The sequence below is a fragment of the Nonomuraea sp. NPDC049784 genome (assembly GCF_040659615.1).
In the GTDB taxonomy this organism is placed as follows: domain Bacteria; phylum Actinomycetota; class Actinomycetes; order Streptosporangiales; family Streptosporangiaceae; genus Nonomuraea.
Genome location: NZ_JBFAMX010000320.1, coordinates 1 through 11,350, shown reverse-complemented (window position 1 = coordinate 11,350; position 11,350 = coordinate 1). Strand labels below are relative to the sequence as shown.

12 protein-coding genes and 1 tRNA gene are annotated in these 11,350 nt (G+C 67.0%); 7 read left to right on the top strand and 6 right to left on the bottom strand.

Translation table 11 applies throughout. The features are described from left to right. The first annotated feature begins 185 nt into the window (after nucleotides 1-185). Nucleotides 186-980: an exodeoxyribonuclease III gene (locus AB0J09_RS40620; protein ID WP_360703214.1), complete on the top strand. Its 795-nt coding sequence runs from the start codon at nucleotides 186-188 to the stop codon at nucleotides 978-980. Between the two features lie 90 nt (nucleotides 981-1,070). Beyond that, a complete protein-coding gene (locus tag AB0J09_RS40615; RefSeq protein WP_360703212.1) occupies nucleotides 1,071-1,304 on the top strand; it encodes a hypothetical protein in 234 nt (77 codons plus the stop codon). A gap of 60 nt (nucleotides 1,305-1,364) precedes the next feature. On the opposite strand, the gene AB0J09_RS40610 is transcribed toward AB0J09_RS40615, so the two are convergent. Together AB0J09_RS40610 and AB0J09_RS40605 are read right to left on the bottom strand one after the other, a co-directional pair. Then, a complete protein-coding gene (locus AB0J09_RS40610) occupies nucleotides 1,365-2,291 on the bottom strand; it encodes a cobalamin biosynthesis protein (RefSeq protein WP_360703209.1) in 927 nt (308 codons plus the stop codon). Then, entirely contained in the window at nucleotides 2,275-3,060 is a 786-nt protein-coding gene (locus tag AB0J09_RS40605; RefSeq protein WP_360703206.1) for an aminoglycoside phosphotransferase family protein, read from the bottom strand. Before AB0J09_RS40605 ends, AB0J09_RS40610 begins: the two co-directional genes overlap by 17 nt. Nucleotides 3,061-3,151: 91 nt before the next feature. Here AB0J09_RS40605 and AB0J09_RS40600 point away from each other — a divergent pair, with 91 nt between their 5' ends. Together AB0J09_RS40600 and AB0J09_RS40595 are read left to right on the top strand one after the other, a co-directional pair. Further along, nucleotides 3,152-3,418: a hypothetical protein gene (locus tag AB0J09_RS40600; RefSeq protein ID WP_360703203.1), complete on the top strand. Its 267-nt coding sequence runs from the start codon at nucleotides 3,152-3,154 to the stop codon at nucleotides 3,416-3,418. Nucleotides 3,419-3,665: 247 nt separating this feature from the next. Further along, nucleotides 3,666-3,739, top strand: a tRNA-Arg gene (locus AB0J09_RS40595). 74 nt (nucleotides 3,740-3,813) lie between these two features. On the opposite strand, the gene AB0J09_RS40590 is transcribed toward AB0J09_RS40595, so the two are convergent. The 4 genes from AB0J09_RS40590 to AB0J09_RS40575 form a co-directional block, all read right to left on the bottom strand. Beyond that, nucleotides 3,814-4,650, bottom strand: a complete 837-nt coding sequence (locus AB0J09_RS40590; protein ID WP_360703200.1) for a site-specific integrase — start codon at nucleotides 4,648-4,650, stop codon at nucleotides 3,814-3,816. A gap of 132 nt (nucleotides 4,651-4,782) precedes the next feature. After that, on the bottom strand, nucleotides 4,783-5,103 hold the full coding sequence (locus AB0J09_RS40585) for a hypothetical protein (RefSeq protein WP_360703197.1): 321 nt from the start codon (nucleotides 5,101-5,103) through the stop codon (nucleotides 4,783-4,785). Nucleotides 5,104-5,637: 534 nt separating this feature from the next. Further along, a complete protein-coding gene (locus AB0J09_RS40580; RefSeq protein ID WP_360703195.1) occupies nucleotides 5,638-6,114 on the bottom strand; it encodes a hypothetical protein in 477 nt (158 codons plus the stop codon). Beyond that, nucleotides 6,111-8,684, bottom strand: a complete 2,574-nt coding sequence (locus tag AB0J09_RS40575; RefSeq protein WP_360703192.1) for a DNRLRE domain-containing protein — start codon at nucleotides 8,682-8,684, stop codon at nucleotides 6,111-6,113. Before AB0J09_RS40575 ends, AB0J09_RS40580 begins: the two co-directional genes overlap by 4 nt. 340 nt (nucleotides 8,685-9,024) lie before the next feature. On the opposite strand from AB0J09_RS40575, the gene AB0J09_RS40570 reads away from it, so the two are divergent. From AB0J09_RS40570 to AB0J09_RS40560, 3 genes are all read left to right on the top strand, one after another. Beyond that, entirely contained in the window at nucleotides 9,025-10,293 is a 1,269-nt protein-coding gene (locus AB0J09_RS40570) for an IS110 family transposase (protein WP_360703189.1), read from the top strand. A gap of 493 nt (nucleotides 10,294-10,786) precedes the next feature. Next, nucleotides 10,787-10,963 (top strand): hypothetical protein, encoded by a 177-nt coding sequence (locus AB0J09_RS40565; RefSeq protein ID WP_360703187.1) that lies wholly within the window; start codon nucleotides 10,787-10,789, stop codon nucleotides 10,961-10,963. A 43-nt stretch (nucleotides 10,964-11,006) separates the two neighbouring features. Next, nucleotides 11,007-11,177, top strand: a complete 171-nt coding sequence (locus tag AB0J09_RS40560) for a hypothetical protein (RefSeq protein ID WP_360703184.1) — start codon at nucleotides 11,007-11,009, stop codon at nucleotides 11,175-11,177. The last annotated feature ends 173 nt before the right edge of the window (nucleotides 11,178-11,350 follow it).

Below are 11,350 nucleotides of genomic sequence, written 5' to 3'. Positions count from 1 at the left end.
CCCCGCTGCCTTCCGTCGGCCCAGGATGCGGCGTAACGGCGCCCAGCCCCGCACACCACACGACCGTCTCCCTGGACAGAGCCCGGCCACGTGCGGCGGGTGGGCCGGCCGTGCTCCGCCGTAAGACATGAAGGACGAGAGAGCCGCCGCACGCCTAAAAACTGAAAAAGGGGCAGGGTGGGGGTATGCGGCTTGGGACGTGGAACGTCAACTCCGTCAAGGCCCGCCTGCCCCGCCTCCTCGAGTGGCTGGCCGAGGCGAAGCCCGACATCGTGTGCCTCCAGGAGACCAAGTGCCCGGCGGAGGCGTTCCCGATGGCGGAGGTGGGGGAGCTGGGCTACGCCGTCGCGGCCCACGGCGACGGGCGGTGGAACGGCGTCGCCCTGCTGTCCAAGGTCGGCCTCGACGACGTGACGCTCAGTTTTCCGGGCGAGCCGGGGTTCGGGGAGCTCGACGGGGTGGGCGCGGCCACGCCAGAGGCCCGCGCGATCGGCGCGACCTGCGCCGGTATGCGCGTGTGGTCCCTGTACGCGCCGAACGGCCGCACGGTTGACTCCCCGCACTACGCGTACAAGCTCGACTGGTTCGCCGCCCTGCGGGACGCGCTGGCGGCCGAGATGACCATGCCGCTGGTGGCGTGCGGCGACTACAACGTGGCGCCCACGGACGCCGACGTGTGGGACCCCGCGCTCTTCGCCGGCTCCACCCACGTCACCCCGGCCGAACGCCGTGCCCTCGCCGAGCTGCGTGCCCTGGGCCTGCATGACGTGGTGCCGACGCCGATGAAGGGCCCGCACCCGTTCACGTACTGGGATTACCGGGCCGGGATGTTCCACCAGAACATGGGGATGCGCATCGACCTGGTCTACGCGAGCGCGGACGTCGCCGGGCGGGTGCGGTCGGCGTACGTCGACCGGGAGGCCCGCAAAGGGAAAGGCCCGTCCGATCACGCGCCGATCGTGGTCGATCTCGAACCATAATTCCAATTACAAACCGCTGTCGGCCGAGTATCCTGAGTGCTCTAAAAGTTTCGGGGGCGTGAGTTACTTCAAGGCCACAGGGGGATCTCCGTGGAACCTGCAGACGGTCGCATCATCTTATTCATCATCATCGCGTTCGCCGTGTTCGCCCTCGGCCGCCGGTTCCAGAACATGATCATTATGCGTCAGGTCTGGAAGCAGAGCGCCAAGCAGGTCGTCGCCAGGAAGGAGGTTGCGAACCACGCCGCGAAGTCGATGATCGGGATCACTTTGGTCGCGATATTCGTCGTCTGGCTGGTGCTCAATCTCAACCGCGTAATGTGAAAAGCCTTCAATAGCTGATTACTGCGCAATTGCGCCGCGGTCCGCAATCTTACCGACGACCTATTTGTGGCGATTTCGTAGGGCCCAGGCTGTCAGCACGGCCGCCCCGGCGGCGGCCAGGCTGACCGCGCGTGTCAGGCGTACGGCCCGGCGGATGTCCTTGACGCCAGGCTCGGGCCCGTCACCCATGGTGGGGCGGTGCTCGGTCCTGCCCTGGTAGACGTTCGTGCCGCCAAGGGTGACGCCGAGCGCGCCGGCGAAGGCTGCCTCGCACCTGCCCGCGTTCGGGCTGGGGTGCCGGTGGCCGTCCCTCCTGAGCACGGCCAGGGCTCGGCCCGGGCTCGGGCCGGTCAGGATGGTGAGCAGGCCCGTCACCCTGGCCGGTACGTAGTTCGCGACGTCATCCAGCCTCGCCGCCGACCAGCCGAACCGCTCGTATCGGGGCGAACGGTGGCCGATCATGGCGTCGAGCGTGTTGATCGCCCGGTACGCCAGCAGCCCCGGCACGCCCGCCACCGCGCCCCAGAAGAGCGGGGCCACGACGGCGTCGGAGGTGTTCTCGGCCAGCGACTCGACCGTGGCCCTGGCCAGTTCCTTGGCCTCGAGACGTGAGGGGTCGCGGCCGCACAGGTGGGGGAGTCTGGCCCTGGCCCGCTCGAGATCGTCGCGTTCGAGGGCGTCGGCCAGGTACTCGCCCTCACGGGCGAGCGTGGTGCCGCCGAGCACGGCCCAGGTGGCGGCGGCTGTGACGGCGGTACGTGCGTGGGGGACCCGTTGTGCGAGAACCCCGAGCGCGGCCGCACCCCCCACGCATATGGCGACATGTACGACTCCGTGCGCCTTCTTATCCGCGTACAGGGATTTTTCAATCTTCGCGGCGGTACGCCCGAAAACGGCGACCGGGTGGGCGGGGCTCTGCGGGTCGGCGAACAACTGGTCGAGGGCCACCCCGAGGGCGAGCCCCAGCGGGTCACACCAGATGCGCATGGAGCTCGTCTTCGTGCGTGTCCAGCCAGGCGGCCGCGCGTCGGATGCGCTCGCCCGCGCCGCCCGCCCACATCTTCGCCCAGTTGCCGCCTGACGAGGCACGGGTGCGCATGACGGTGTAGGAGCGGTGGAAGCGCAGCCTGGACAGGTCGAGGAGGCGGCGGCGGTCGCGGGGCGGCACGCCGTACGCGTCGCAGAACAGCCGCAGGCGGGCGCCCACGTCGAGGTTGCGGAGGAGCGGGTGCCGGTCGACGGGGTCGGCGATGGGGGCCCAGTGGCGGAGCGTGGTGACGATGTCGAAGAGCCGGGTCGTCGGTCGGGCCAAGTCGAAGTCGATCAGCGCGCGGGGCTGCTGTCCGCTGCCAAATATCACGTTATCTGGCGTTAAATCGCAGTGTCCGACGACTTCTGGCGCTTTGTCATCATTTGACCCGTACGCCCACCCCTCGGCCGTCAGCGGGAACCCAACGGTCGCATCGTGATATTCCCGCACCAACACGGCGAGCCCAGCCAGCGCCTCATCGGGCACGCTCTCGAGCCGCAGCCCCGTCGTACCCGGCACATAGGTGAGGATCTCGCGCCCGAGCCCGTCCATCCCCACCACCCGCGGCGCCCCTTCGAACCCCGCGGCCTCGAGGTGCCGGAGGAGGGCGTGCACGGCGGGTGTCGACGTACTGGCCGGTCTTCGTACGGTGTCTCCGACCCGCACCACCCCGTCAGTCACGTCCCCGCCCTGCAGGGGAATCTCATGCAGGAGCGTCGCGACCATGCCACGAGAGCTTAGACCCTTTTGCCCCGCCCCCGCCCGGCCTTTTCACGGCTCGGCACCCCTCTAACGTGGACTCCCATGCCGATTGGGCATGCGCGACGCCCACGAGACCGACTACGCCACCCACCGCCACGCCCGCGCAGGAGTCGACCTCACCGCCGGCGCCGCCCTGGTCGTCCACAGCCTCCTGGAGGGCGCCGCGTACCAGACGGACACCTCCCTGGCGGTGGCCGTGGCGATTGGAGTGATCGCTCACGACTTCAGGGACGGCTTCAACACGTACACGGTCACGTCCCTGTACGGCAACGCCCGCCACCGCGCCCTCAGCCTCCTGCTCCTGGACGCCCTGCCCCCGTGACAGGCGCCACCTTGACCACCCTCGTCACCATCCCAGGCGGCTTCCTGGGCTTTTTCTCCGGTTCCTCCTCTACCTGGCGACCTCCGATATCCTCTCTGAGGCCCACACGCCCAGACGCGCCACCGGCTGGACCCTCGCGACGACGGTCCTGGGGACGCTGGTCGTGTGGGGTGTGATCGGCCTGGCAGACTGACACGTGGAAAACGTGTGCGTGACAAGTCGCCGGATCATGCACAATAAGGCGGGAGCGCCCTTAGCTCAGCTGGATAGAGCACCGGACTTCTAATCCGACGGTCGCAGGTTCGAATCCTGCAGGGCGCGCTTCTCCACCTGGGCAAACTCAGGCCACGCCCGTGCGCTGGGGCGGCATGGGGCAAATGTGGGGCAAAGCTGAGTCAGCCGCCCAGCGGCGGCCTCAGCGCGGACGCGGCTTTCAGCACCAGCCTGGCCGTTTCCCTGGCGGCTTGGTGGGCCACCTCTGGTAGCACCGAGACGTAGGTGTCGGCGGTGAGCACGATGCTGGCGTGCCCGAGCATGGCCTGCACCACCTTCAGATCGGTGTGCGCGGCCAGCGCGAGGGTGGCGGCGCCGTGTCGCAGGTCGTGCAGCCGGACCGGTGGCAAGCCTGAGGCGGCCACCAGCCGGCGGAACCGGCCGGTGAGATAGTCCGGCCGCAGCGGCGCTCCATCTGCAGTGGTGAACACGTACTCCGAGTCCCGCCAGCGTGCCCCCGCCGTCGCACGCAGCTGCTCCTGGCGCTCCCGATGTCGACTTAGCACCCGCACGGTCTCCGCGTCCAGGGCCACCACCCGGCAGCTGGCGGCGCTCTTCGGCGGGCCGACCACGACCTGGCCGTCGGCGTGCACCCGCTGCTGCGCTACTGTCAGCTCCGCGGCGTTCAGGTCGACGTCCGTCCAGCGCAGCCCGGCCAGTTCACCGCGGCGCAGGCCGCGCAGCGCGGCCAGCCACCAGGCGGCATACAGGCGGTCCTGCACCACGCTGGCCAGGAACGCCGCGAGCTGCTGTTCGGTCCAGACCGCTACCGCTGGACGCTCTCCCGCCTGCTGCCAGCGGGCCGTCCGCCCCGCGGTCCAGATCACTGGATGCGGTCGCCGCGGCCGGGGCAGCTCGGCTCCGTTGGCAGGGTTGACCGGGATCAGCCGGGCACGCACCGCCGCGTTCAGCGCGGTCCGCAAGGTGGCGTGGATCCGCACCACGGTGGCTGGCGACAACCGGCGCCCGGTTGGCGAGGGACGGGACGCCAGCGCCACGAGCAGTCCGTTGACGTCGCGAGAGGTGAGCTTGAGCAGCCGGATCCGTCCCAGGTGGGGGATGAGGTAGAGGCGGATGTGTGTGGCGTAGCCTTACCGGGTCGACGGACGCAGGGCGTTCTTGGTGGCCAGCCAGCGTGCCAGCCACTGCCCGAGCGTGCATCCGGCCCCTGCATCGTCGCGGTCGGCAGCGGCCAAGGCACGGCCTGCCGCCTCCGCTTCCTCGGGGTCAGGGTAACCACCCTGGCGGACGCGCTGCCGCTGCCCATCCAGGCTGCGTACCTGCACCGCAAAATACCAGCTGCCGTGATCGTCATCCACCGGCAGACGCGGACACGTCACTCCTCGCTGACGTCCCGTTTCCTCATCCACACAACCGCATCGCTTGCTGACCTGCACACGAGTCTTTGCCATCGGTCCCACCTCCCCCACGGTGTGCGATGACAGACGCGCCAGCAAGGGCTCGCATTCGATAGGGGGTGACCTCAGGTCAAGTGTCCGGAGTACGGGGGAAGCTCAGGTCGGCCCAGTCCGGTCGTGGCCGGGTGACCTGACGGCGCAGGACGGCGACCTCATGACGCAGCACTAAGATCTCCACCTCTTGGAGGTGTCACCTCGCGTGAGGAGCGTCAACCAGCCGAAGAACCGGACCACCGCAGGTACAGGAGGCGTGAGAACACGAGTGCTGAGGATTAGAAGGTCAGATCAGATGGCGTGGTGAGTTATGGCACAGCGCACCGGTGGGCGTTGATCGAACCGACCTTGACGGCCTGTCGTACCCGGGCCAGCGTGGGCCGGGTACGACAGCGCTTGTGCACGACCTGCGAGAAATCGTGAACGCCATCTTGTACAGTTACGCATCCTCCTGCGTGACCGAGTCGGTGGACTCATCCACGAATCGAATACCAGCAGGTCACATGGCATGACAGGGTATTCGGCGCCCACGCCCTACGTCAGGCACTGTCGCATGGTCTTCAATCGCGAGCCCGTGATCGGGCAGACCCGGATTTCGTGGCCCGCCTCGTCGAGGACCTTCCGGCGCCCCAAGGGCCGGTCGAGCGTGACGGGCACAAAAACGACCCCGCCGCGACCACCGATATAAGAACGCGGCCACAATTCGTCCCGCCACTTCTCAAGCAGCGTGCGCTCACGTCGCGGGCAGACGTCGCGAAGCACTACCCGGACCCGCACGCTTGTCTCGGACTCGGCTGCTACGGCTTCGTCGGCCTTGAGGCATTCCGTGGGGCTCATACCGAACGCGTGCAGGATGAGGGTCCGTCCTTCCACCTCGACCTTGTCGATCGACCCGTTGAAGGGTGGTTCAGGCGGCCGAGACTCCCGTATGGAGGTCGCCATGGAAATCGCGACGGCCAACACCAGGAGGCAGCACATGCGCCACAGGAAGGACGGGCCCAGGGGAGTCATTTCTTGTAGATGTCCTTGCCGACGGCCTTCATCACGTCATGGATGTCGGTGAAGTAAGTCACGCAGTTGGACTGGACAGGCGCGTCATCGCCGACTCCGCCGCTGAAGACGCCCTTGGCCACCACGTATCCATCGCTCTGGCGGAAAGTGTAGACCGGCGCGCCTGAATCACCGCCGACCGGGCACTTGCCGGTCTTCTTGCCGACCTGAACCCACCGCACCGTGCCGATGTATTCCCGGGTTTTCGGGTCTACGTACTCGACCTTCCAGCCGATGTCGGTGACCTTGAAGCGGCAGATCTGGCCGTTGGATTCGGGATTCGTGCTGGCGCCGCCGATGCAGTACTGGTCGCCTTCCCGAGAGCGGACCGAGAACCGCCCGCCCACCCATTCCTTGACGGATGAGTCCCTGCCGCCGATGAAGATGGTGGGGCTCGTGACGCGGCCGAATCCCGTCTGGATCAGGGACACGTCGCCGTAGTAGGTCGGCTGGTTCGGCAGTTTGATGGTTCCTTGACCGTCCCGCCAGTTCGTCCATTTGATGATGCCGGCGCTCGCGAGTAGCCCGTCTCCGTCAGCGCAGTGCCCGGCGCTCACCATGAGGTTGTCGGTTGCGCTCCCCATGGCGAATGCGGTCGTGCACGCCCCGGATGGGGTGTTGTCAGCCTTGAAGGGAACGAACTTGGAGCCGCCGTTGAGCTTTCCCGTGTCATTTTGCCGGCTGTCCGCGGCGGCGGAGGACTTCGTCTGGACGTTCGGGTGCGGACGGTCACTCTCTGAACGCAGCCAGATGGCGACGTTGTACGTGCCGTACCGGTCCGCCAGAGCCTTACGCAGCCCTGGGGAGGCATCGGTGGACTGCACCACGACCAGGTTGCGCTCGGGCCAGATCTGCGTGGCGAACAGGGCGGTTCCCGCCGGGATCGTCGCGTCCAGATCGAGCACCTGGTCAGTGATGGTGTTCAGCGCCTGGTAGCTGTTGGCGACCTCGACGTACCGGGGAGTGATCGAGTACGGGGTTTCCGTGGTGGCCACTGCGGAAGTCCGGGCCGCCGGCGAATCCTCGCTCTCGAAGCCGATCGCGAGGGTTTCATCGGCATCGCCGTTGTCTAGCGCGATCCCGCTCAGCACCTGGCTCGCGGTGTCCTTGCCCGCCGGCGTCGCGGGAGCGACCACCTGCCCGCTGGCCGGGTCGAAGTAGGGCGGGGCCAAGGTGGTGGTGTTGGTCTGTGCGCGGTCGTCAGCGCCGTTCAACGCGTGCACGTTTTCGGAGGAGACCGGTAGCGTGTCCAGCTTCCAGTCCGCGGGCGCGGTGAATACTTCCACCCCGTCGGGTCCCGCCGGGTACAGGACCTGAGGTGACGGGACCGGTTCTGTGACGACCGTCAGCTTCGGCACCTCGGTGCCGGGGTCGCCATACTCGGTGGAGGCGAGCTCGCGGAAGTTGTCGAAGGTGTTGGCCTCGTTCGGTTCCTGCAGGGTGAGCCCGTAGTTGGGGCTGCCGCTCGCCCAAGCTGCGGCGATCTCCTTGACCGGCCAGTCGAGTGTGCCTCTGCCGCAGTCGCTGGCGTAGGACTGGGTGACGATCGTGGCGCCCTCGGCGGTCGTGGCCGGCTTGTTGGACCAGGTGAGGTTGTACGGATCCCAGCGGCTGGTGATCCGCCGGACCTGGATGCCGTCTCCAGCCTCTCCGCAGCCCGGGCCGTCGGTGTTCACCACGGACAACTTCGCGTCGATGATGCGCTGACCTGTGAGAGCCATGGTGTCGAAGCGCAGCAGGGCGCGGTTACGTATGCCGAAGATGCCGCCGGCCATCAGCAACGGCGAAGACGGGTCGCTGGCGCCGCCCTCGTCGGAGACGTGCACGTCCGCACTCGCGGGCATCGCGACCGAGCCGCTGATCGTCACGGGGAAGGCCTTGGTGTCCAGCTTGGCGCCGTCCAGCGTCACTCGCAGGTTGTCGCCGGACTGCTCGCTCTTGAACGCGCCGAAGGCTGATTTCGCGGTCGTACGCCGTCCTGGCTCGATGTGCAGGCGGGGCGTTGACGCGCGCAGAACGGTTCGCCCCTGAGTATCCACGAGTTCCTCCCGCCGCTCGCCGGCTGAGGCGCCCTTCACCTGCACGGGAAGTGTGAGGTCCAGAGGTTTCGCCGGGCGACGCTGGAGGACGATCTCGTAGCGGAATCCCGCTGCCATGGCGCTGACCACAAGCTGGGCACCGTCGCCCAGGTCGTACGTCGCTCGGTTCGCCGAGACCTGAGGGCGCGGGAGCGGGGTCGGCCACGACAGGGCGAGCGATTGACCCCCGGCGGTCGACAGCTGGGCGAACGGTTCGGACTTCCCGCCTGCCGTGAAAGCGAGCGGAGCCTTCACGACCTTCGGCCGAAGAGCGCCGTCTTTCTCGGTGAGCCCCGTGTCGATCCAGGCCCACGCCCCGCTGTTCTGCTTGAGCCGCACTGGACTGGACCAGGTTTCGATGATCACCTGCCCGTCTTGCCGGCGGACCACTCGCCGGGACTCTGTGGCGGCGCCCAGTATCTCGCCTGGTGACTGCTTGGTCGCGGCCGCCATGGAAACAGGCGACGGACCGGCTTGTTGTGCTTGGACGGGCAAAGGGTTGAGGACCGAGGCGGCGAGGGCCGCACCCGCTGTGGCGGCGAGAGCTGAGCTTCGTAACAACCGTCTAGTCCCATTTCCGCTGCGCAGAGCCCGTTCCGGGCTGAAAATCGGGAGGGGTCGCCCGCCGACGCCGTAGCTCTATGGTCGTCATGAGGCCGTCGTCTAGTCGGGCGCTGGGAGCCTGCCATGGGCCCTTCACTGTCGCCTTCGAGCACGCGGATTAGCTTCCGCAACCGCCCTGGCTCCTGCGGATGGCCGTTGTTGCCCGTGACCTCGGCAAGGGAGGAAGCTGGTGCTGGTCGAGACCAACGACAACGAAGAGATCATCCCCAGGATCGCCGCGCTCGACATCGGCAAAGCCGAACTGGTGGCCTGCGTGCGCCTGCCCAGCGAGACCACCTCCGGCAAACGGCTGCAGGAGGTCAGCACGTATTCCACGATGACCCGCGCGCTGCTGGCCATGTCGGATCGCTTCCGCTGCCTGGGCGTGACCCGGGTGGTCATGGAAGCGACCTCGGATTACTGGAAACCCGTCTTCTACCTGCTGGAAGCGGCAGGGTTCGAGGTGTGGCTGGTCAACGCGCGTGACGTCAAACACCTGCCCGGCCGGCCCAAGAGCGACACGATCGACGCGGTATGGCTCTGCAAGGTCGCCGAACGACAGATGATCCGCCCCAGCTTCGTCCCACCCCCGGCGATCCGCCGCCTGCGTGACCTGACCCGCTACCGGGTCGATCTGGTCGGCGCGGCCACCGCGGAGAAGAACCGCGTCGAAAAGCTCCTCGAAGACGCGCACATCAAGCTCAGCGTCGTGGCCTCCGACATCTTCGGCGTCTCCGGCCGCGCCATGCTCAAGGCCCTCATCAACGGTGAGCGCAACCCCAAGACGCTGGCGCAGCTGGCCCGCACCCGGATGCGCACCAAGATCGGCGCGCTCGAGGAGGCCTTCACGGGCCACTTCACCGACCATCACGCCTACCTGCTCGGCAAGATGGTCGCCCGGGTGGAGGCGATCGAGGCCGACATTGCCGATCTCGACCGCGCCATCGAGGAGGTGGTCGCCCCTTTCGCCGACGCGGCGACGCGTCTGGATGAGATCCCCGGCGTCGGCCTGATCGCCGCCCACACGATCATCGCGGAGATCGGTCTGGACATGAGCCGTTTCCCCACCGCCGGGCACTTGTGCTCCTGGGCCAAGCTCACCCCGATCATCAAGGAGTCGGCCGGCAAGAAGAAGGGCCGCAACTCCACCGGCCACGGCAACCGCTACCTCGCCCGCGTCCTGGGTGAGGCCGCCGTCGGCGCCAGCAAGACCCCCACCTTCCTCGGCGAGCGCTACCGACGCATCGCCCGCCGACGCGGCAAGAAGAAGGCCGTCGTCGCGATCGGCCGCTCCATCTTGACCATCGTCTGGCACCTGCTGTCCAACCCCGACGCCCGCTTCCACGACCTGGGGCCCGACTTCTACGACACCCGCATCAAGCCTGACCGCAAGAAGCGCACCCACATCCGCCAGCTCGAAGCCCTCGGCTACCGCGTGATCCTCAAACCAACCGCCTGACCAAGACGCCAATCAACAACCCTGACCCACCACCGCGAGCCAGGGTTCGCTGCCGCCTGCCCCGTCACTGTCCGATTTTCGGATTAGAACGCAAAGGCGCCATCTCCATGAAATTCCTGACAATCTGGAAAACCCGGAGTGAGCGTAGATCACGAACGACTGGTCAGCAAGATCCACACTGAGTCGTGGCCCGATGACCGAGTGGTGGGTTTCCGTAGCATGGCGTGCCCGTCTCTCCATCCACCGCAGTTGTCCTGCGGAAGGTCGCTAAAGAGATTGACAGTGTGGGGTGACGCAGTAGGAGGGCATCTGATCTTGTTGCGGAATGACCTGTCCGGATCAGGGCGACGGTTCGGTCGTAGATCATCACATGGCTTCCCGGCGCCTACCGGGGCGACTTGTACGACGCCCGGTGGGCGTCGATCGAACCGACCTTGACGGCCCAGCGCAACACCCGAGAGGAGGCCGCCTGATAAAGAACACCATCTACGACGTGCGCTCCTACAAGACCGAGGTCCGCAAGAACACGTCGGGCAAGGTCACGTTCTACCGCGTCCGCTGGTCCACCACCGGGAAGGAGCGGAAGAAGACCTTCCAGAAGAGCGCCCAGGCAGACGCCTTCCGCAGCAGCCCCGTCACCGCCGCACACGAGGAAAAGCGTTCGATCTGATCATGGGCGAGCCTGTGGAGTGGGGCACGCTCGGGAACCAGAGATGGCCTGGTATGACTTCGCCTGTAAGTTCACCGACTTCAAGTGGACGGCCGCTTCGGCGAAGTACCAGTACGACATAGCCCGTACGTTTACCGCAGCCACACCGGCCATGCTCGCCGACGTCAAGGGCAAACCCAGTGACCTCGCGCTCCGTACCGCCATGCGCCGATGACCGTTCAACACGAAACAGCGCGCCACGATTGCCATGGGCGTCCATCCCGCGCTTCTTGGGCAACGGTTGGGACCTGGTCGGTAGCTGTCAAACCGTATGAGACGTATCAGGCGACTTGTTCTGTATCGGAGCTGGGTTCCTCCTTGGCGGGTTCGTTGATCCAGACTGCGGTG